Annotated in this window: 19 protein-coding genes; 8 read left to right on the plus strand and 11 right to left on the minus strand. The window is 69.5% G+C overall.

What is annotated here, in order from left to right; genetic code table 11:
- Positions 1–69: 69 nt before the first annotated feature.
- Both ASC67_RS19045 and ASC67_RS19050 read left to right on the plus strand, forming a co-directional pair.
- Positions 70–1842 carry a methyl-accepting chemotaxis protein gene (locus tag ASC67_RS19045; protein WP_056325813.1) on the plus strand — a complete coding sequence of 591 codons (1773 nt, stop codon included), beginning with the start codon at positions 70–72 and terminating at the stop codon, positions 1840–1842.
- Between the two features lie 101 nt (positions 1843–1943).
- Positions 1944–3737, plus strand: a complete 1794-nt coding sequence (locus ASC67_RS19050) for a PAS domain S-box protein (protein WP_056325816.1) — start codon at positions 1944–1946, stop codon at positions 3735–3737.
- A 26-nt stretch (positions 3738–3763) separates the two neighbouring features.
- On the opposite strand, the gene ASC67_RS19055 is transcribed toward ASC67_RS19050, so the two are convergent.
- The 7 genes from ASC67_RS19055 to ASC67_RS19085 all read right to left on the minus strand — a co-directional run bounded on the left by ASC67_RS19055 (position 3764) and on the right by ASC67_RS19085 (position 8926).
- Entirely contained in the window at positions 3764–4132 is a 369-nt protein-coding gene (locus tag ASC67_RS19055; RefSeq protein WP_056325820.1) for a DUF2917 domain-containing protein, read from the minus strand.
- A gap of 124 nt (positions 4133–4256) precedes the next feature.
- Complete coding sequence (locus ASC67_RS19060) at positions 4257–5093, minus strand: PhzF family phenazine biosynthesis protein (RefSeq protein WP_056325824.1); 837 nt, start codon at positions 5091–5093, stop codon at positions 4257–4259.
- 34 nt (positions 5094–5127) lie between these two features.
- Positions 5128–5589, minus strand: a complete 462-nt coding sequence (locus ASC67_RS19065) for a cupin domain-containing protein (RefSeq protein ID WP_235566389.1) — start codon at positions 5587–5589, stop codon at positions 5128–5130.
- Between the two features lie 30 nt (positions 5590–5619).
- A complete protein-coding gene (locus tag ASC67_RS19070; RefSeq protein WP_056325831.1) occupies positions 5620–6486 on the minus strand; it encodes a dienelactone hydrolase family protein in 867 nt (288 codons plus the stop codon).
- A 55-nt stretch (positions 6487–6541) separates the two neighbouring features.
- Positions 6542–6823 (minus strand): putative quinol monooxygenase, encoded by a 282-nt coding sequence (locus tag ASC67_RS19075; protein ID WP_056325834.1) that lies wholly within the window; start codon positions 6821–6823, stop codon positions 6542–6544.
- 67 nt (positions 6824–6890) lie between these two features.
- A complete protein-coding gene (locus tag ASC67_RS19080; protein ID WP_056325838.1) occupies positions 6891–7769 on the minus strand; it encodes an isocitrate lyase/phosphoenolpyruvate mutase family protein in 879 nt (292 codons plus the stop codon).
- Complete coding sequence (locus ASC67_RS19085) at positions 7766–8926, minus strand: MFS transporter (protein WP_056326014.1); 1161 nt, start codon at positions 8924–8926, stop codon at positions 7766–7768. Before ASC67_RS19085 ends, ASC67_RS19080 begins: the two co-directional genes overlap by 4 nt.
- Before the next feature lie 230 nt (positions 8927–9156).
- Between ASC67_RS19085 and ASC67_RS19090 the strand changes: the two genes are divergently transcribed.
- Positions 9157–10119 (plus strand): LysR substrate-binding domain-containing protein, encoded by a 963-nt coding sequence (locus ASC67_RS19090; protein ID WP_056325842.1) that lies wholly within the window; start codon positions 9157–9159, stop codon positions 10117–10119.
- 29 nt (positions 10120–10148) lie between these two features.
- Here ASC67_RS19090 and ASC67_RS19095 read toward each other — a convergent pair whose 3' ends face one another.
- Both ASC67_RS19095 and ASC67_RS19100 read right to left on the minus strand, forming a co-directional pair.
- Positions 10149–10784, minus strand: a complete 636-nt coding sequence (locus tag ASC67_RS19095; RefSeq protein ID WP_056325847.1) for a 2-hydroxychromene-2-carboxylate isomerase — start codon at positions 10782–10784, stop codon at positions 10149–10151.
- A complete protein-coding gene (locus ASC67_RS19100) occupies positions 10781–11680 on the minus strand; it encodes a CmcJ/NvfI family oxidoreductase (protein ID WP_056325851.1) in 900 nt (299 codons plus the stop codon). The genes ASC67_RS19095 and ASC67_RS19100 overlap by 4 nt, the downstream gene beginning before the upstream one ends.
- Before the next feature lie 271 nt (positions 11681–11951).
- On the opposite strand from ASC67_RS19100, the gene ASC67_RS19105 reads away from it, so the two are divergent.
- Positions 11952–12845 (plus strand): urease accessory protein UreD, encoded by an 894-nt coding sequence (locus ASC67_RS19105; protein WP_056325854.1) that lies wholly within the window; start codon positions 11952–11954, stop codon positions 12843–12845.
- Here the strand turns inward: ASC67_RS19105 and ASC67_RS21220 are convergent.
- Together ASC67_RS21220 and ASC67_RS19115 are read right to left on the minus strand one after the other, a co-directional pair.
- Positions 12769–14004: a glycosyltransferase family 4 protein gene (locus tag ASC67_RS21220; RefSeq protein ID WP_082536125.1), complete on the minus strand. Its 1236-nt coding sequence runs from the start codon at positions 14002–14004 to the stop codon at positions 12769–12771. The two genes, ASC67_RS19105 and ASC67_RS21220, sit on opposite strands and share 77 nt — an antisense overlap.
- 68 nt (positions 14005–14072) lie before the next feature.
- Positions 14073–14750: a sugar transferase gene (locus ASC67_RS19115; protein WP_056325862.1), complete on the minus strand. Its 678-nt coding sequence runs from the start codon at positions 14748–14750 to the stop codon at positions 14073–14075.
- Between the two features lie 441 nt (positions 14751–15191).
- Here ASC67_RS19115 and ASC67_RS19120 point away from each other — a divergent pair, with 441 nt between their 5' ends.
- The 4 genes from ASC67_RS19120 to ASC67_RS19135 all read left to right on the plus strand — a co-directional run bounded on the left by ASC67_RS19120 (position 15192) and on the right by ASC67_RS19135 (position 19272).
- On the plus strand, positions 15192–15671 hold the full coding sequence (locus ASC67_RS19120; RefSeq protein WP_056325866.1) for an FxDxF family PEP-CTERM protein: 480 nt from the start codon (positions 15192–15194) through the stop codon (positions 15669–15671).
- Positions 15672–15876: 205 nt separating this feature from the next.
- Entirely contained in the window at positions 15877–16863 is a 987-nt protein-coding gene (locus ASC67_RS19125; RefSeq protein WP_082536126.1) for an EpsD family peptidyl-prolyl cis-trans isomerase, read from the plus strand.
- A gap of 31 nt (positions 16864–16894) precedes the next feature.
- Complete coding sequence (gene epsF, locus ASC67_RS19130) at positions 16895–18331, plus strand: chain length determinant protein EpsF (protein ID WP_056325872.1); 1437 nt, start codon at positions 16895–16897, stop codon at positions 18329–18331.
- Positions 18328–19272, plus strand: coding sequence for a polysaccharide biosynthesis tyrosine autokinase (locus ASC67_RS19135; RefSeq protein ID WP_056325875.1), 945 nt, complete (start codon positions 18328–18330; stop codon positions 19270–19272). The genes epsF and ASC67_RS19135 overlap by 4 nt, the downstream gene beginning before the upstream one ends.

The raw sequence follows: 19272 nt of genomic DNA on the forward strand, positions 1-19272 counted from the left end.
CAGTGTGATGGGGCAGCGCCGTGCTGCGCCCGCCCGGCCCCCTGCTCTCGATCCCCTCGACACGACGCCATGAACCTGAAAGACATGAAGATCTCGACCCGGCTCACGCTGGGCTTTGCGGCGATGGCCGTGCTGATGAGCCTGCTGGGCGCGCTGGCCATCCTGAAGGTGACCGACATCCAGGGCGAGTTCGCCGACGTGATGGACGACCGCTACCCGAAGATCCAGACCGCCGGCGACATCCGCACGGTGAACAACGAGGTCTCGCTGGCGATCCGCAACCTGTTCGTGATGAGCGAGCCGGCCGACGTGAAGGCCCAGTTCGACGTGATCGCCAACAGCAGCAAGCGCACCAACGCGAACATCGACACGCTCAAGCGCAGCATCACCAGCGCGCAGGGCAAGGCCGCGCTCGACAAGCTGATGGCCGCCCGCGCCGACTACCGCGGACCGCGCGACAAGGTGCTCGAGCTGCTGCGCGCCGGCCAGGTCGACGAGGCCAAGCTCGTGCTCGTGCGCGAGGTGACGCCCAAGCAGGTGGCCTACATGACCAGCCTCGACGAGCTGATCCGGATCCAGGAAAACCTGATGACGGCCTCGGCCGACGAGGTCGGCCAGGCCGTCTCCAGCACCATCTCCAGCGTGGCCGCGCTGCTGGCCGCCGCCTTCGTGGTCGCCGGCGTGATGGCGCTGTGGATCATCCGCACGACGACCCGGCCGCTGGCCGAGGCGGCCTCGATCGCGCGCGCCGTCGCCGGCGGCGACCTGGCGATGGAGTTCGCCGCCGACGGCAAGAACGAGACCGGCGTGCTGCTGGGCGCGCTGCACGACATGAAGACCCGCCTCGCGGCGATCGTGGGCGAGGTGCGTCGCAACGCCGAGGGCGTGGCCACCGCCTCGGCGCAGATCGCCCAGGGCAACAACGACCTTTCCAGCCGCACCGAGGAACAGGCCAGCGCACTGGAAGAGACCGCGGCCTCGATGGAAGAACTGTCGAGCACCGTGAAGCAGAACGCCGACAACGCGCAGCAGGGCAACCAGCTCGCGCTGGGCGCCTCGACCGTGGCGGTCAAGGGCGGCGACGTGGTCGGCCAGGTGGTCGACACCATGAAGGGCATCAACGACAGCTCGAAGAAGATCGCCGACATCATCGGCGTGATCGACAGCATCGCGTTCCAGACCAACATCCTGGCGTTGAACGCTGCGGTGGAAGCGGCGCGCGCCGGCGAGCAGGGCCGCGGTTTCGCGGTGGTGGCCAGCGAGGTGCGCAATCTGGCGCAGCGCAGCGCCGATGCCGCCAAGGAGATCAAGAGCCTGATCAACGCCAGCGTCGAGCGCGTGGCGCAAGGCAGCGCACTGGTCGACCAGGCCGGCGCGACGATGAGCGAGGTGGTCTCGTCGATCCGCCGCGTGACCGACATCATGGGCGAGATCAGCTCGGCCAGCAAAGAGCAGAGCGCCGGTGTGGCGCAGGTGGGCGAGGCCGTCACGCAGATGGACCAGGCCACGCAGCAGAACGCCGCGCTGGTGGAGGAAAGCGCCGCCGCCGCCGAGAGCCTGAAGGCCCAGGCCCAGCAGCTGGTGCAGGCCGTGGCGGTGTTCAAGCTGGCGCACGACGCCTCCTCGGCCCCGGCTCACGGCTCGTCGAGCCGCGCGCCGCTGGCACTGCCGGCGCCGGCCCCGGCCAAGCCCCACAAGGCCGCCACCGCGCCGACGATCGAACGGCGTGGTCCGAACCGCGCCACCAACGTGGTGCGACCGGCCTTCCAAGCCAAGGCAGCGGCTCAGGCCACCGCGGCGCCGGCGGCCCGCAGCGGCACCGACGACTGGGAATCCTTCTAACCGTTCGCGCCCCGCGCGACGCGCCGGCAAAACGCTGATCGCGGGCACCCGCGCAGCGTTACAGTCGGCGCTTCGTCCTGTTCCCGGGGGCAGAGCGCCGCATGGATTCGGTCTTTCGACGTCGGGCAACGCAGGTCGCGCTGGGCATCGGCGCGACCTACATCGTCGCCGGCATCGCCTGGATCCTGCTGTCCGATGCGCTGGTGCTCACGGTCTCCAGCGACGTCGACTGGCTGACGTTCGCCCAGCGCTACAAGGGCATCGCCTTCGTGCTGCTGAGCGGTCTGCTGGTCGTCACGCTGGTGCGCGCCGGCAACCTGGCCCTGCTGAAGGCCCAGCAGCGCCTGCACATCGGCGAGGTGCGGGTGCAGGACCTGTTCCAGCACCACCCGAAGCCGATGTGGGCCTTCGACGAGGAGACGCTGCGCTTCATCGCGGTGAACCACGCCGCAGTCGCGCACTACGGCTATACGGAAGCCGAGTTCCTGGGCATGGTGGCCACCGACATGCGCCCGCCCGAGGACGTGCCGAAGATGATGAGCCTGCTGAGCGAGACGCTGCTGCCGCACCACGACGCCGGCATCGTGCGCCACCGCAAGAAGAACGGCGAGCTGTGCCATGTGCACGTGAGCCTGCACCGCATGCGCATCCGGCACCGCGACAGCGTGCTGGTGATCGCCGACGACGTGACCGACGAGGTCCGAACGCGCGACGCGCTCAAGCGCCAGGAGCTCCAGTTCCGCCAGCTGCACGACAGCCTGCAGGAAGCGCTGTGGATCGGCAAGGACGACGTGCGCGAGATGCTCTACGCCAGCCCGGCGTTCGTGACGATCTGCGGCCACCCGGCACGCTCACTGATGCAGGACCGCACGCTGTGGCTGTCGCTGGTGCACGCGGAGGACCGGCCGATCGTCGAGGAATCGCTGCTCAACCTGGTGGCCTTCGGCAGCGCGCAGTGCGAGTACCGCATCTGCCGTCCCGACGGCAGCGTGCGCTGGGTGGCCGACCGCAAGCGCCGCATCGTCGATGCGAGCGACGGCTCGCGGCTGGTGGGCGGCATCATCGAGGACATCACCGACGTCCGGGCGGCCGCGCAGGCCCTGCGCGACGCCAACGAGCAACTGGAGGAACGCGTGCAGGCCCGCACCGCCGCGCTGCAGTTCGCCAACGAGGAGCTCGACGCCTTCGCCCGCACGGCCGCCCACGACCTGAAGACACCGCTGAACGCCATCATCGGATTCATCGGCCTGCTGCGGGCGCGGCATGCGCCTGCGCTGGGCGCCGAGGGGGACCGGATGGCCAGCCACGTGGAGCGCTCGGCGCGCGGCATGAACCACCTGATCAACGACCTGCTGGCACTGTCGCAGGTGGCGACGCACCAATTGCAGCCGGTGCCCGTGGACCTGGGCGACATCGCTCGCGAGGTGGTGGCCGAGCTGCGGCAGTCCGAGCCTGGCCGCCAGGCCGAGGTGAAGATCCACGACGGGCTGCATGCGCAGGCCGACCCCGGCCTGGCGCGCTCGCTGCTGATGAACCTGATCGGCAACGCGTGGAAGTACTCGGGCAAGCGCACGCGCGCCGTGATCGAGGTGGGGCGCGTCGAATCGCCGGACGGCGCGGAGTTCTTCGTCCGCGACAACGGCGTCGGCTTCGACACGCGCCAGGCGGACAAGCTCTTCAAGCCCTTCCAGCGGCTGCACGAAGCGTCGGAGTTCAGCGGCACCGGCGTCGGACTGGCCACCTGCCAGCGCATCGTGCGCCGCCACGGCGGCCACATCCGCCTGAGCTCGCAGCCCGACGAGGGCACCACGGTGTTCTTCTCGCTCTCCAGCCGCGCCAAGGCCCGCTCGGCCGACGAGCCGCCGCGCGACTCGGGCTTCGCGTTGCTCGCCTGACCGGCCACCGGGAGCGCCGTCAGGCCTCAGGCCGTCGGCATGTCGTGTCGCTCCGCCAGGTGTTCGCGCTGCAGGGCGATCCGGAGCCTGCAGCGTGGCATGCCGACGACCAGTGGCTTCCCGGTACACGGCACGCGCTGAACGTCGCCCGGCGAAAGGATCGTGTCGGCGCGGCAACCTTCCCGCGTCAACCACGCCGTCCCGCTCAGGCACGCGACCCACAGGTCCGTCGACGAGTCGATGCGGTAGGGCTGGGCGAACGCGACCTCCACCACCAGGGCGCCAGGTCGGGACACGAGGCCCGGTCGACGCCAGAGGCGAGGCGCGGCGCCGACAGCGCGCTCCAGGCGTTCGTTCCACGCGATCAGGACGTGGCGAGAGCTCGACTTCATCATGCTGGCGCGGCCTCGAAAAGATGACCTGCTCATTGCAGCCCGCGCGGCAGCTTCGCTCAAACGACTTTTCTGCCGCACCGCATTCCGGCCGCGCCGGGTGAGCGCCTCGTGCGCGCTCGCGCCTTCAGGCCGCCATGAGCCTCGCGGCGCCGGAGACGCGGATCGAGCTGCCGGGCCGGGCCGGAATTTCAGCCCGCAGGCAGGAGCGCATGCCCATGTCCTCGCCCTGCACGACGTCGATCACGCCGCCGTGCGGCCACCCGATGTCGCGCAGGTAGCCCGCGAGGGCGGCCGTCGCGGCGCCCGTCGCGGGATCCTCGTAGACACCGCCGTACGCAAACGCATTGCGCGCGTGGAACAACTGCTTCGTCTGCGCATGCAGCAACAGGACCGTCACCAGGCCCTCGCGCTTCATCAGGGCACGACCGGCCTCCAGGTCGTACGCCATCGAGGCCAGCCCGGCGCGAGTCTTCAAGGCCAGCACCAGGTGGTCCGCGCCCGCGTGGATGCGGGCAGGCGGGAGGGCGAGATCGAGGTCATCGACCGCGTAGCCGAACAGCGCGAGGACGTCCGAGATCAGCTGCGGCGTGGCCGGCATGCTGCGCGTGGGCGGCGATTGCAGCGCCGCCCACACCGCATTCCCCTCGCTCCGTCGGCCCTCCACCGTGATGTCGGCCGCGTTGAGCGACAAGGCGAATGCCCCGTCGCCCTGGCTGAGCGCGAGTGCCGCCCCGAGCGCGATCGTCGCGTGGCCGCAGAACGGGACCTCGGCCTCCGGCGAGAAGTAGCGGACGCGCCAGCCGCGATCTGCCGGCACCGCGAACACGGTCTCCGAGAACCCGACCTCGGCGGCGATGCGCTGCATGTCGGCATCGCCGGGAAACGCATCGACCAGCACGACGCCCGCCGGATTGCCTCCGGCAGCGCCGTCGGAGAACGCGGCGATCTTCAGGACGTTCATGTCTTCACTCCTCGAAGAGGTCGGCGCGAGCGCGTCAATACGGATCACCGTTCTTGTACAGGAACTGCCACCGGCCGCCCTCGCCCAACTGCGCCACGAGATCGTCGTCCGGGTAGATCGCACTGTCGCCGGCAGTCCGGTCGCCCACCACCAGGAAGAGGCAATCGTGGTCGGCGCGATTGACCAGCCTGTGCGCGTCGCCGCTTCCCGCGCGGAATCCGGCGCACATGCCGGGCTGCAGCGGCGTCTCGCCCGCGTCGGTGACCAGCGTCGGCGAGCCCGCCACGATGTAGACGAACTCGTCCTGTCGGCTGTGCGCGTGCCGCAGCGCCGACACCGCGCCGGGCGCCAGCAGCGTCAGGTTGACGCCGAAATTCGACAGGCCGAAGACATCGCCGAGCGGACGGATGACACGCCCCGCCATGCGGGACGCGAAGGGCTCCGGATAGTTCGACGGCTTCGTCCGCGCCGCGGCCTGGAGCGCGTGGATCGCCACCGGCCTCTTGTCGTCTCTCATCGCGTTCTCCTACTCTGCATGGCGGTGGTTCGGCGCCAGGGTCCGGGGCTCGACGAGGCGGCGGACCAGGAACGCCAGGATCTCATCACGCGCAGCCAAGGTGGGCTGCCCTGCCTCGTCGATCAGGTGCGCGGTCAGCACGCTGTGAGGCGTGGGCACATGCTGCGCGAAGAACGGCGGGACTTGCGTGTTCGCGGCATGGTCCGGGAGCACCCGTGCCACGAACCGTTCGCCCAGCGCCGCGGCATAGGCCGCGAAGCGCTCGGCCCTGCAGAACCGGTCACCCTCGAAGCGGAAGGCGAGGACCGAGAGGTCCTCGCTGTCGAGCCGTTGGCGGACGGCCGCGATCTCGGCGGGCGAGATCTCGATGCCGCCCGGGTCGTCCAGCGGCAGCGACGGCTGAGACAGCACCGGCGCCAGCATCGCGGGCTCCAGCATCATCGACAGCGCGAAGTTGCCGGTCCAGCACATGCCGATGGCGCCGACCCCGAGCCCGCCGCACTCCTGGTGCGCCAGCCGGGCCAGCGACCTGAGCCAGTGGGTGACCGGGCTCGAACGGTGGCTCCCGTCGCGGCCGGCGAACGCCCGGAACTCCGCGCTCACACACGCCCGGCGGAACACGGCGGCCCCCTCGTCGGCACGGGCAACCGCGCCATCGCGGCCGAACAGCGACGGCATGTAGACGGTCAGCCCCGCGTCGCGCACCCAGCGGCCGAAACGCGCGACATGGGGGCTGATGCCTGGCATCTCGCTCATCACGATCACAGCCGGCCCGGTGCCGGCCACATGCACCACCCTGGCAACGCCGTCGAGCGTGATCTCGCGATGCGCGAAGTCCTCGAGCGCATCGTCTTCCTCCAGGCTGCGCTGGGTCATCGTGTGTTCTCCTTCTTGCGGTGCGCTCCAGGAGCCCGGCGAGTGGCGCGGGCGCTCAGAGCGTGCCTTGCTCCAGGCCGTGCAGGTAGTTGAACTCGGGAGCTTCGACACCGGCACGTCGCCGGATCTCCACCAGCCCCGGCGATTCGAAGAAGGCGCGGGCTTCCGCGAGCGATGTCCATCGCGAGAAGTGGACGACGCGGTTGGCATCGTGCTCGTCGCGCAGGAGCTGGTAGCTCAATTCACCGGCGCGCTTGCGCAGCGTGGCGGCCTCGTCGAAGACCTGCTTCCAGGCCGCGTAGTCGTGCACGGAGTGAATGATCAGCACATGGTCCATCGGGTCTCCTGGAAGTGGATCGGTGGGGGTGCGTCGCCGGTACGGTGCGGGATGCCTGGCGCCGATCTCATGCCGGCCCGCCGGTGTAGGGCGAGAAGCATCGGCCGAGGTCGGCCGCGCTCACGGCGGCCCGTGCGTAGGACGCGCTGCCGAGGTTCCGCAACTCGCTCGCCGCCCGCAGGAACTCGCCGAACGCGGCGCGCGCCAGCGATGCGCCGACGCTGACGCGTCGCACCCCGAGCTGCGCGAGCTCCGGCGCCCCCAGCACCAGGCAAGGATCGCCGAGCATCACGTTGACCGGCCGGTCCACGGAACGCACGACGGTCGCGATGTCCTGCTGGCGGATCAGGCCCGGCGCGAACAGCACATCGGCGCCGGCCTCCTGGTAGGCCTGCAGCCGCGCGATGGTGTCCGCCAGATCGGGTTGGCCGACACGGTAGTTTTCGGCCCTCGCCGTCAGCACGAACGGAAACGGCAGCGACCGCGCCGCTTCCGCCGCGGCGCGGATGCGCTCGGCGGCGAACTCGCGCGCGTAGAGCCGGTCACCGGGGCCGCTGCGCGCATCCTCGATGGAGCCGCCCACGACGCCCGCTTCGGCCGCCAGCCGGAGGGTCCGGGCCACGTCTTCGGGCGCGTCGCCGAAGCCGTTCTCGAGGTCCGCGGTGACCGGGAGGCAGGTGGCCGCGGCGATCTCGGCCAGGTGCGCCATGAGTGTGTCGCGCGGCACGAAGTTGTCGGGCACGCCGCGCGAGAAGGCGTAGCCGGCGCTGGTCGTCGCCAGGGCCTCGAAGCCCAGTTGCGCGAGCAGCCGCGCGCTGCCGACGTCCCACGGGTTCGGCACGATGAAGCCGTCGGCGCGGGCATGCAGGGCCCGGAATGCCAGCGCCCTTGAGCGCTGGGAGGGCGGCGACGGGTCGTGCTGCGGCGCCGGCGTCGGGCGTTTCATGCGGACGCCCTCGCCATCGCGGGCCGGCGGAGCTGCCGGTCGTCGATGGGCCAGTGCAGCGCCGCTGCGGCGACGCCCAAGGCCATCGCAACGAACCAGATCAGCTCGTAGGACCGGGTGGCCTCGAACAGATGGCTGCCCATCCACACGCCGAGGAAGGACCCCAGCTGATGGCCGAAGAAGACGAAGCCGAAGAGCGTGGTGATGTAGCGCACGCCGAACACCTGCGACACCAGCCCGTTGGTGAGCGGTGCCGTTCCCAGCCAGACGAAGCCCATCACCGCGGCGAACACGTACAGGCTGGTCGGCGTGAGCGGCAGCAGCACGAACAGCGCCATCGCCGCGGTGCGCAGCAGGTAGATGCCGGCCAGCAGCTTCTTCCTGCGGTGGCTCGCGCCCAGCAGGCCGCAGCCGTACGTGCCGAGCACGTTCGTCAGTGCGATGAGGGCGAGCGCCGTCACCGCGTGGGCGGGCCCCATGCCCCGGTCCAGCAGGTAGGCCGGCAGGTGCGTGGCGATGAACGCCAACTGGAAGCCGCAGGCGAGGAAGCCGAGGTTGAGCATCCAGAAGCCGGGGTGGCGGAAGGCCTCGCACAAGGCGGCGGAGAGCGGCATGTCCACCTCGGCCGCCGCCGACGTGTCGGGACGGCTGCGCAGCGGCAGCGCGCACGGGAGGACCAGCAGCATGACGACCGACAGCGCGAGCAGCGCCCCGCGCCAGCCCCAGGCGCTCAGGATCTGGTGCGCCGCCGGCACCATCGCGAACTGCGCGAACCCGCCGATCGCGCCCGACAGCCCGAGCGCCCAGCTCCTGAGCTCGGGCGCCACCTGCCTGCTGAGCGCCCCGTACACGACCCCGAAGGTGGTGCCCGACAGGCCGATCCCGATGCAGACGCCCGCGGCCCAGACGAAGCCGGCGGGCGTGTCCGCATGCACCATGAGGACCAGCCCGGCGGCATAGGCCGCCAGCCCCCCGACGACGACCCTGGCGGACCCGAACCGGTCGGCGACCATGCCGGTGAACGGCTGCGCGAGGCCCCAGGTCAGGTTCTGGATCGCCAGCGCCAGGCCGAAGGTCTCTCGTGACCAGTCCCGATCCATCGTGACGGGCAGCAGGAAGAGCCCCTGCACATGACGCACGCCCAGTGCGAGCCCCATGACGATCCCGCCCGCCAGCACCGGCAGCCAGGCCTGCTGCCAGCCGTGTGGCGGCGGCGTCTGGCGGCGGGCGGCGACCGCGGACGTCGATCGACGGGACGGGGCTGTTGTCACCTGGGGCCTCCGGTTGCGGTTGGGGCCGGCACGCACGCCGGTTCGAGGTTCGGATTACAGGACGGCGCCGCCTGTGCTTCAATCGATCATTCCGTCGCATCGCATACGCTCCAGGAATGTCACTCCCTCTCGTACGACTGCCATCGCTCGACCTGATCCGGGGCTTCGTCGCGGTGGGACGCCGCATGAGCATCACGCTCGCGTCGCAGGACCTGTGCCTCACGCAATCCGCCGTCAGCCGGCAGATCGGCGCGCTGGAAGAGCAGCTCGGCGTGAAGCTGCTGGTCCGCGGCTACCGCTCCATTGCCTTCACGGCCGAAGGCGAACGGCTGTTCCGCAGCGCGGACGGCGCGGTGCAGCAGATGCAGGACGTGATGGGCGAGATCCACACGACCGGCGTGCTCCGGCCGGTGATGCTGAGTGCGAGCATCGGCGTGACGGGCCTGTGGCTGCTGCCGCGGCTGAGCCGGTTCCAGAAACTTCATCCGGGCGTGGACCTGCGTGTGTCCGCGAACAACCGCGTGGCCGACCTGCGCAGCGACGACATCGACCTGGCCATCCGCTACACCACGCCGGCATTGGCGCCCGAAGGGGCGACCCGCCTGTTCGGCGAGACCGTCGCTCCGGTGGCGCACCCGTCCCTGGGCATCAAGTCCTTGCGGTCGGCCCAGGCGCTCGCGAAGGTCTCGCTGCTGGAGTTCGACAACCCGACGCATCCCTGGCTGCAATGGGGCGACTGGCTCGACGCGGCGGGCTGGTCCGATGTGCGGCACCAGGGCATGCTGCACTTCAACCAGTACGACCAGGTGATCCAGGCCGCGCTGGCCGCCCAGGGCGTGGCGCTGGGGCGCCTCGAGCTGATCCAGCCCTTGCTGGACGCCGGCCGGCTGGTGCTGCTGGCCCCGCCCACCCACCGTGCGGACATGGAACACGCCTACTGGCTCATCCTCGCCAACGAGCATCCGCGCGCCGACATCCGTCGCGTGGCGGAGTGGATAGAAAGCGAGGCGCGAACGTCCGCGGAGCCCGCTCACGCGACCCCGCAGACGGCGCCGAAGAAGCGCGCTCGCCGTGCCTGAGGCGCCGTCTTTTCTTTCCTCTTTTCCTGTTATGCAGGCCCCCGGACACAGTGGTCCAGGGCGTCGTCCAGGCGATCGTTGCCCCAGAACATGTCTTCGCCCACGAAGAACATGGGCGCCCCGAAGATCCCTCGCTGCGCAGCCATCTCCGTCTGCTGCCTCAGCCGCAGCTTGTTCTCTTCGGACTGCGCCTCGTCGATGATCTGCCGCGCCGGCAAGCCGAGCTGCGCGAGCACCTCCGTCACCACCTTGTTCGTATCGATCTCCCGGTCCTCGCCGAAGTTGATCGACATCACGCGCCGGCAGTAGGCGCCGATCCAGTCACGCTCGGCCCCCACGAGCGCCACACGCAACGGCAGCAGCGCCGAACGGGGGAAGGCCGAAGGCGGGGTCCACGCCAGGTCGTACTTGCGGCACTGGCGCGCCATGTCCTGCCAGACGTAGTCGCCCTTGGCCTTCTGCAGCACGAAGGGCGATGTCTTCCAGCCGAAGCTCCGAAAGATCGGCCCCAGCAGGAACGGCCTCCATCGGACCGGCACGCCCCGCCGGGCGGTGCACGCCTCGATGCGCATCACGCTCAGGTAGCTGTAGTTGCTGGCGAACTCGAACCAGAACTCGATCGGTGTGGCCTCCGCGTGCGGCGCACGCTCCTGCACGGCGCTCATCGCGCGTCTCCGTAGACCACGAGGCAGCGCAGTTCGATGCTCTCGCGCAGCGGCGCGTCAACGGGAATGTCGGGCAGGTCGAAGGCGGTGTGCGGCGTGAACCGGGCCACGCCGCTGACCCGGGAGTCGTACTGCTTGAACACCAGCGCTTCATGGCGATCCATCTGCGAGAAATAGGACCATCGATGCAGCGGCGAGTGCAAGGCGACGTAGATCTCGCCGGTGCGGCGCGGATACCGCACCTCGCTGACCACGAGGTCCGAGACCGTCAGCGTGCGGGCGTCGCACACCGCGAGCGGCGTGTCCAGCACCGGGCCCTTGATCGAGCGCCACACGTTGACGATGGCGTACCGCCCGACGCGGGCTGCCGCCTCGGGATCGTCGAGCACGAGCTGCAGCCGCTTGCGACCGGACGCCTCCGTGTAGTCGTTGTGGATGCGCCCGTTGGCCGCGGCCACGTCGTGAGCGCGTTGCCGGCCGAACGTGAGCGCGGCGCGATCGGGTTCGCGCCGGCGCACCAGATGGTCGAAGACATGGGCCCGCGTCGCGCCGGTGGCGGCCAGCGCCAGCTCGGCGGCTTCGGGGTAGTAGCGCGCCCGGACCGCTTCGGTATCGAGGAAGTCGGTGACGGACGTGGGCGCGTCCCACAGCGCGAAGCCCTCGCGATCGATGCACGGCGGCCTGTCGGCGAGGCGTGCGTCCCGGATCTCCATCTGCCGCGCCTCGTATTCGCAGTTCTCCCACGGGGTTCCCGGCGGCGGCTCGCAGGCGTAGCTCCAGGGACGCTCCGCGGTGGGCTGGAGGTAGTTCAGTCGCGCCAGGACATGCCTGCCTTTGCGATGCGATGGGCCTGGGGTTGCGCGCACGTGCTCGAGCGGATGGGTCAGCGTGTTCATGGGGGCTCCGGAGGTTCGTTCATCGAGCGAGCAGTCCCGGGGTCGAACGCCTGAGTCGAAACGCCGCGGGCGCTGCTGCGAGATCCATTGAACCCATCGCCATCGCCCGCCTCAAGCGACATCTCGGGCGCTTCGCATGCGCCGGACGCATGTCTGGAGGTCCGGTCCGTCGGCCAGGCCGAGGCCGACGCCACGCGGTCCAGGTGAGCGGCTAGAGTTGCGGCCAACCGCTCGCGCACCCCGCATCCCTCCCCCGATCCGCACGCATTCCATGGCCTGGCTCGGCAGCCTCGACCTGCACTACCGCCTCGATCCCGACGCCCCCGCGGCAGCGGCGCCCCGCACCATCGGCCGCGGCGTGCACAGCGGCCCGCTGCGGGTGCTGCAGAGCCTCTACCCCGAAGGCCCGGGCATCTGCCACCACGTGCTGGTGCATCCACCCGGCGGCATCGTGGGCGGCGACGAGCTGGCACTGACGGCACGCGTCGACACCGGCGCGCACGCCCTGCTCACCACCCCGGGCGCCACACGCTTCTACCGCAGCGGCGGCGACACCGCGCTGCAGACCCTGACCGCCCGGGTGTCCGACGGTGCACGGCTGGAATGGCTGCCGCTCGAGACCCTGGTGCACGACGGCGCGCGCGCGCGCAACGCGCTGCGCTTCGAGCTGGCGCCCGGTGCCGAGATGATCGGCTGGGACCTGCTGGCCCTGGGCCTGCCGGCGGCGGGCGAGCGCTACGCGAGCGGCTGCTTCGAGCAGAGCATCGAGGTGCGCAGCGCCGAACACCCGCTGCCCTGGCTGGAGCGCGGCGTGCTCGATTTCGACGACCCGCGCCATGCCCCCACCACGCGGCGCCTGCTGGCCAGCCCGCTGGGCTGGGCCGGCCACACGGTGCTGGCGACGCTGTGGTTCGCGAGCGGCACAGCGCTCGCGAACGCGCGGCGTGAGGCCCTGATCGACGCCGCGCGCACGCCCGACTCGGCCGCCGCAGAACCGGGCGCCGAGCCGCTGGGCGTGACCGCCCCGCACGACCACGTGGTCGTGCTGCGCATGCTGGGCGCGCGGGTGGAGCCGCTGATGCAGCGGCTCAGAGCGGTGAGAGGTCGATGGCGCCGGCTGGCGTGGGACTGCGCGGGGGCGGAGCCGAGGGTGTGGCGGACGTGAGGCCGCCGGCACCCAGGTCGAGCGGCGACAGTCCGCCGAGCCCGGAGGCCGGCAGGTCGTAGGCTGACAGCAGGGAATCGCGGAAGCGCGCCTCGCTGAAGCGCCGCTTCGCCGAGGCGCGTGCGGCCTCTCCGACCTCGGCACGCAGCACCGGCAGGTCGATCAGTTGCGCGATGCTGTGGAGGATCTCTTCCTCGTTGCGACACAGGAAGCCGGTCTCGCCGTGGCGAATGATGTCGCGGTGGTCGGGCGTGTCGATCGCGACGCAGGGCAGACCGACCGCCATCGCCTCGGCCAGGAACACCGGGAACCCGCGCGTCCGTCCCGGCGCCAGGTAGATCCAGCCTGCGGCCAGGCGCGACGCGAGGTCGGCGTCCAGTCGGACGTCGTGCACGCTGACATCGGCCGCGCTCAGGCGCACCAGCGAGTTCTGGTCGGTGCTGCCGATCCAGTTGAAGCTCAGGCGCAAGGCCTTGTCGCTCAGCAAGACCGCCAGCTGCGCGAACAGCTCGGCCGCACGCGGGTCGTGAATCCGACTGCCCGTGACGATCAGCGGGTGGGGCACCTCGTGGCGCTCGACCTCGAAGAAGGCCGCCGCCACCGGGCTCTCCACCACGTCGATCGACTGGGTCTCCGTCTGCGTGTGCAGCACCCGTGCCTCCTGGGCCAGGCTGGTGATGGCGCGCAGATCGCGCAGCGAGCCGATCACCGGTCGGAGCGACCACAGCATCAGGTCACCCACCCGTCGCAACGAGCCCAGCGACTTCGAGCCGTGCGGCGAGTAGTACATGGGCACGTCGAGTCCGACCGAGCGCGCCACGTAGGAGCCGATCAACGACGGCAGGAAGCCGTGCAGGTGCACCGCCCTCACGTCCTTCGCGCTCTGGACGACATCGCGCAGGGCCTGCATCGCGGCCTGCGCACGTTGAGCCACGCCGCCATGCGCCGGCACCAACACGAGGTCGATGCGGGCATGGAAGCGCGGAAGCTGGTAGCGATAGCGCAGGTCATCGACGATGAGCACGGTCTGCTCCAGCCCGGAGTCGGCGAGCGTCTCGGTCGCCGGGCCGAGGAAGCTGAAGATCTCGTCGGTCAGCGGGCCCACCAAATGCACCACGCGGCCCGTCGCGGGGCCGAGCGAGGTTCCAGCGCCTGGCATCGGGGCCCTCTCAGCTCGGTCGGGGATGCGATGACCCGCTGGCCGCCGGCCTACCCGTGCTGCGGGCTTCAGCGAGCACCACGCCGCGTGGCGACGACGGCGATCGTCTGGAACAGGATCCAGGCGTTCAGCCACAGCGATCGCCGCCCGACGTAGTAGCGGTCCATCGCGACCCGTTCCGCATACGACGTCTCGTTGCGACCGCTCACCTGCCACAGCCCGGTCATGCCCGGCCGCACGCTGAGGTAGTGCCAGCGCACGCGGCCGTAGCGCGTGAGTTCGGACACCGTGATGGGCCGGGGCCCGACCAGGCTCATCTCGCCGCGCAGCACATTGAAGAGCTGCGGCAGCTCATCGAGGCTGGTGCGCCGCAGGAAGTCGCCGACGGGCGTGACGCGCGGATCCTTCGTGAGCTTGTGATCACGCTCCCATTCGGCCCGGGCGTCCGCATCGTTGCGCAGCACGTCGGCGAGCATCTGCTCGGCATTGACGTACATGCTGCGGAACTTGAGGCAGCGGAACAGGCGGCCATCCCGGCCCACGCGATAGTGGCCGAAGAAGATCGGGGCCCCGTCACGGCGCCAGATGAGCCAGGACACCAGCAGCATCACCGGGCTCAAGAGCACCAGGATGATGAGCGCGAGCACCTGATTGAACACCGTGCTCACCGCATCGAGCGGCGAATGTCGAGGGCCGGTCCGGCCCTTGACTTGCAGAGCATTGAACACGTAGGACGCAGCAGTCATTCGATATCTCCCATCGACCGATTTTGCGGCAGTAATGCTGCAGTGCAAGATCCACGCCAAAAATGAAGTGGGAGTTACCTGCGATTACCGATTCACAGGCAATTCGGTCATTCGGGCTTCGCCGAACACCAATCTTGTAAGAACTTGTGGCGCCCCGAATCCCGAGCGCGGACCAGACTCGTTTTCATAGTGAACCGGCCCTGTCCGGTGGTCTGTTCGAAAGCGAACAGATGAATCTCCCGATATTGGATAGAGTGATATCGAGAAGTTCCGGAGTTCGAGTTGCGTCGTGTCGTTCAGCCGACGACGATGAGTCCCGAGAAACCCGAAAATCTACATGTTTTGACACACTGCAGCAATTGCGCAACACTGCATCGGTCGTCGTCGATCAAACTAGAGCTATAGCGCTCATATTGAAGCGCCGAGCCCTCAGGAGACTGCATGAATCTGAAGCGTTATCTCGTCGCGGCGCTGGCCGCCGTCGCGTTGCATGCCAACGCCTTCGTGGGCAACTACACCGAAGGGTCCTTCAGCTACAACTCGGGCAAGCAGTTCGTCGTGGCCGACGTCTTCAACTTCCAGTTGTCCGCCCCGTCGACGCTGCAGACCACGCTCGAGATCACCAAGAGCAGCGGCATCCTCGGCCTGGGCCTGTTCAACGCCAACGACAACAGCTACCTCGGCGGCCTGCTGTTCGGCGGCTCGAGCGGCACCACGGCCACGCAGAGCTTCGCCAATCTCTCGAGCGGCAACTATTACTACGGCGTGCTCGGCGGCTTCTTCCCGAAGGGCAGCTACAGCCTCCAGTCCGCCGCCACCGCCGTGCCGGAGCCGGCAGCCCTTGTGCTCGCGCTGATGGGCGTGGGTGGGCTGGCCGTCGCGGCCCGCCGCAAGCGCAAGTCGTCGAACGCGGTCGGCTGAGTTTTTCGAACTCCGGTGATGTGCCGATACGAGGCGCCCTCCGGGGCGCCTTTGTCTTTTTCGTTGCGCAATCGATCACCGGTGCTGCGGTCACTGCGCAGCGACACCAGATCCAGATACAGCCGCACACGGGTTTTGTGCTCGCTTTCGTCGTGATCGCGCACCAGTCTTGCTATGGTCAGGGTTATCCCGCCTCTTTCATTCGATGAAGCTTTCAAACCGATCCCCCAGCCACCGCGGCAACCGAGTTCGCCTCGTTGCTCTCGCGAGCTGTTGCCTCGTGGCGCTCGCTGCCTGCGGTGAGCGCCAGGACGCACGCAGCTCGCAGGTCGCTGCCCAGGTGGGCGCGGGCGAGGTCTCGATCCATCAGGTCAACCTGGTGCTGCAGCGGCAGGCCGACCTGCGCCCCGAGCAGGTCGAGGCCGCCAGCCGCACCGCCCTGGAGCGCCTGATCCAGATGGAACTCGCCGTGCAGAAGGCCAACGACGCCAAGATCGATCGCGACCCGCAAGTGGTGCAGGCGGTGGATTTCGCGCGCCGTGAGGTGCTGGCGCGCGCCTACATCGACCGCCTCGCCGATGCCGCCGCCAAGCCCACGCCTCAGGAGATCGACCGCTTCTACGACGAGCGCCCCGCCCTGTTCAAGACCCGACGCATCTACTCGGTGCAGGACATCGGCATCGCGGCCCCAGGAGACGCACTGGAGGCAGTGCGGGCACGACTTGTCGCGGCCAGGACGACGCCCGCCTTGCTGGCGGAGCTTGCCAACGCCGGGCTCCCCTACACGCTGACCTCGGCCACCCGGCCCGCGGAGGACTGGCCCCTGCCGCTGCTCGACAAGCTGGCGGGCATGAAGGAAGGTCAGGTCGAGTTCCTCGCGCAGCCACAGGGGCTGCGCATGCTGGTGCTGACGGCCGCCTCGCCGGCACCTCGCAGCCTGGAAGAGGCGCGCGCCAGCATCGAGCAGTTCCTAGTGAACGAACGCAAGCAACAGAAGGTGGACACCGAGCTGAAGGCCCTGCGCAGCACGGCGGAGGTCAAGTACCTCGGCAAGTTCGCCCAAGCTGCGCCAGCCGGTGAGGAGCCGGCCGTCGCCCCGCCCGCAGCGGCGGCATCGGCGTCGGCCCAGGCCGCCGCGCGTGCCGCGCTCGATGCCGAGGCGCGCAGCAAGGGCATCCAGGGCCTGCGCTGAACCTCTGGCCTCTTCGAACACGCTCACACCCATGACATTCAGCCAGTTCTTCACCATCGTCCGCGCCCGCTGGACCTCGGGCTTCCTTGTCCTCGCGGTCATCGTGGCCTGTGCGGTCGCGGTCAGCCTGCTGCTGCCGAAGCAGTACACGTCGACCGCCTCGGTGCTGATCGACGTGAAGCTACCCGACCTCGGCGGCAATACCGCGGCGGCCGGCGGCGTCGTGCCGCTGGGCTTCATGGCAACGCAGCTCGACGTGGTGCGCAGCGAGCGGGTGGCCTTGCGGGCGCTGCGCAGCCCTGGACTGAAACTCAACGAGAGCCTGGAGTTGCGTGCGCAATGGCAGGCCGCCACCGAGGGTCAGGGCGACTTCGAGGCCTGGCTGGCCGCGCTCATCCAGAAGAAGCTCGACATCCTGCCGTCGCGCGAATCCAACGTCATCACCTTGGCCTATTCGTCGCCGGACCCGCAGTTCTCCGCGGCCGTGGCCAATGCCTTCATGCAGGCCTACATCGACACCACGCTCGACCTGAAGGTCGAGCCGGCCAAGCAGTACAACTCCTTCTTCGATGACCGCGCCAAGCAGACACGCGACGCGCTGGAGCAGGCGCAGGCCAAGCTGTCGGCCTACCAGCAGGCCAAGGGCATCGTGGCGACCGACGAGCGGCTCGACGTCGAGAACGCACGGCTCAGCGAGCTGACCACGCAGATGGTCGTGCTGCAGGGCGCAGCCGCCGAATCGCGCGGCCGGCAGGACGAAGCGAACGGCAACAACGACCGCATGCAGGAGGTGCTGGCCAACCCGGTGGTGGGCGCGCTCACCGCGGACCTGTCGCGCCAGCAGGCCAGGCTGAACGAACTGAATGAGCGCCTGGGGGACAACCACCCGCAGGTGGTGGAACTGCGCGCCAACATCGAGGAACTTCGCAAGCGCGTGCAGGCCCAGACCAGCCGCGTGGCCGGCAGCCTGAACGCCAACAACAACGTGAACCAGGTCCGCCTGGCGCAACTCAATGCGGAGATCCAGCAGCAACGCAGCAAGCTGCTGCAGCTCAAGGGCCAGCGCGACGAGGCGGCCGTGCTCCTGCGCGACGTCGAGAATGCCCAGCGCAGCTACGACGCGGTGCTCACCCGGGTGAACCAGACCAGCATGGAAAGCCAGAACACGCAGACCAACGTCTCGGTGCTCAAGCAGGCCACGCCGCCGGCGTTCCCGTCGTCGCCGCGCCCGTTGCTGAACGTGGCGGTCGCCCTCGTCATGGGCTCGCTGCTGGGCATCGGGCTGATGCTGGCACGCGAACTGCTCGACCGACGCATGCGCACTGTCGACGACGTGGTCAGCGGCCTGCGCCAGCCCTTGCTGGTGGTATTGCCACGCGCCAGCCGCCAGAACGCCCGCGGCGGCTCAAACTTGCGGCTCGCCAAGGCGCGCGTGGTTCGTGGCCTCGCCGGCCCGGCACGATCATGAGACGCGAACCCCTCATCGCCCACCACCCGCTGCTCGAGCCGGCGGCGGCGACTGCCTCTGCCGATGAGCCCCCCGGTCTCGGCGCAGCGGAAGACATCGACACCCTGCGCGACCGCTCCATCGGCGACATCCTTCGCCAGGCCAGGCGACTGAGCGACGCGCAGATCGACAAGATCCTCGCCTACCAGCGCAAGCACGGGGTTCGCTTCGGCGAAGCCGCCGTCGCGCTGAAGCTGGCAAGCAACGACGACGTGTTGTGGGCGTTGTCGCAGCAGTTTCACTACCCCTATGCGCCCGACGGCAAGTCGGACTGCAACCCGGAACTGGTGGTCGCCGCCAACCCGTTCAGCGACCAGGCCGAGGCCTTCCGGGAGTTGCGTAGCCAACTGATGATGGGCGTGCTGAGCCTCACCGAGCCGCGGCGCGCGCTGGCCGTGGTGAGCCCCGACGTGGGCGACGGCAAGACCTTCGTGGCTGCCAACACGGCCGTCGCCTTCAGTCAGCTCGGCGGGCGCGTGCTGCTGGTGGACGCGGACATGCGCACGCCGCGCCAGCACAAGGTGTTCGGCATCGACAACAGCAACGGCCTGAGCGGCATCCTGTCCGGACGGTCGCGGCAGAACGTGATCCACCAGGTGCCCGACCTGCCGACGCTGTTCGTGCTGCCGGTCGGCGCGGTGCCCCCCAACCCGCTGGAACTGGTGCAGCGCCCCGCCTTCAGCCTGCTGATACACGAGCTGCTGTCGAAGTTCGACCACGTGGTGGTGGACACGCCGGCCTCGGTGCATGGCGCCGATGCGCGTGTGCTGGCCGCCAAATGTGGCGCTGCGCTGGCGATCGGCCGCAAGGGCCGCAGCCGCATGAAGAGCATGCAGACGCTGGTCAATGCCCTGGCCAAGGGCCCCGCCCAGCTGGCGGGCGTGATCGTCAACGAGCAGTAG

The sequence above is a fragment of the Methylibium sp. Root1272 genome (assembly GCF_001425905.1).
Taxonomy (GTDB): Bacteria; Pseudomonadota; Gammaproteobacteria; order Burkholderiales; family Burkholderiaceae_C; genus Methylibium.

What these genes read in the sequence shown, in the direction of transcription:
- ASC67_RS19045 (WP_056325813.1), top strand. Translation starts at nt 70, where the DNA reads ATGAACCTGAAAGACATGAAGATCTCGACCCGGCTCACGCTGGGCTTT.
- ASC67_RS19050 (WP_056325816.1), top strand. Translation starts at nt 1,944, where the DNA reads ATGGATTCGGTCTTTCGACGTCGGGCAACGCAGGTCGCGCTGGGCATC.
- ASC67_RS19055 (WP_056325820.1), bottom strand. Translation starts at nt 4,132, where the DNA reads ATGATGAAGTCGAGCTCTCGCCACGTCCTGATCGCGTGGAACGAACGC.
- ASC67_RS19060 (WP_056325824.1), bottom strand. Translation starts at nt 5,093, where the DNA reads ATGAACGTCCTGAAGATCGCCGCGTTCTCCGACGGCGCTGCCGGAGGC.
- ASC67_RS19070 (WP_056325831.1), bottom strand. Translation starts at nt 6,486, where the DNA reads ATGACCCAGCGCAGCCTGGAGGAAGACGATGCGCTCGAGGACTTCGCG.
- ASC67_RS19075 (WP_056325834.1), bottom strand. Translation starts at nt 6,823, where the DNA reads ATGGACCATGTGCTGATCATTCACTCCGTGCACGACTACGCGGCCTGG.
- ASC67_RS19080 (WP_056325838.1), bottom strand. Translation starts at nt 7,769, where the DNA reads ATGAAACGCCCGACGCCGGCGCCGCAGCACGACCCGTCGCCGCCCTCC.
- ASC67_RS19085 (WP_056326014.1), bottom strand. Translation starts at nt 8,926, where the DNA reads ATGGGGCTCGCACTGGGCGTGCGTCATGTGCAGGGGCTCTTCCTGCTG.
- ASC67_RS19090 (WP_056325842.1), top strand. Translation starts at nt 9,157, where the DNA reads ATGTCACTCCCTCTCGTACGACTGCCATCGCTCGACCTGATCCGGGGC.
- ASC67_RS19095 (WP_056325847.1), bottom strand. Translation starts at nt 10,784, where the DNA reads ATGAGCGCCGTGCAGGAGCGTGCGCCGCACGCGGAGGCCACACCGATC.
- ASC67_RS19100 (WP_056325851.1), bottom strand. Translation starts at nt 11,680, where the DNA reads ATGAACACGCTGACCCATCCGCTCGAGCACGTGCGCGCAACCCCAGGC.
- ASC67_RS19105 (WP_056325854.1), top strand. Translation starts at nt 11,952, where the DNA reads ATGGCCTGGCTCGGCAGCCTCGACCTGCACTACCGCCTCGATCCCGAC.
- ASC67_RS21220 (WP_082536125.1), bottom strand. Translation starts at nt 14,004, where the DNA reads ATGCCAGGCGCTGGAACCTCGCTCGGCCCCGCGACGGGCCGCGTGGTG.
- ASC67_RS19115 (WP_056325862.1), bottom strand. Translation starts at nt 14,750, where the DNA reads ATGACTGCTGCGTCCTACGTGTTCAATGCTCTGCAAGTCAAGGGCCGG.
- ASC67_RS19120 (WP_056325866.1), top strand. Translation starts at nt 15,192, where the DNA reads ATGAATCTGAAGCGTTATCTCGTCGCGGCGCTGGCCGCCGTCGCGTTG.
- ASC67_RS19125 (WP_082536126.1), top strand. Translation starts at nt 15,877, where the DNA reads ATGAAGCTTTCAAACCGATCCCCCAGCCACCGCGGCAACCGAGTTCGC.
- epsF (WP_056325872.1), top strand. Translation starts at nt 16,895, where the DNA reads ATGACATTCAGCCAGTTCTTCACCATCGTCCGCGCCCGCTGGACCTCG.
- ASC67_RS19135 (WP_056325875.1), top strand. Translation starts at nt 18,328, where the DNA reads ATGAGACGCGAACCCCTCATCGCCCACCACCCGCTGCTCGAGCCGGCG.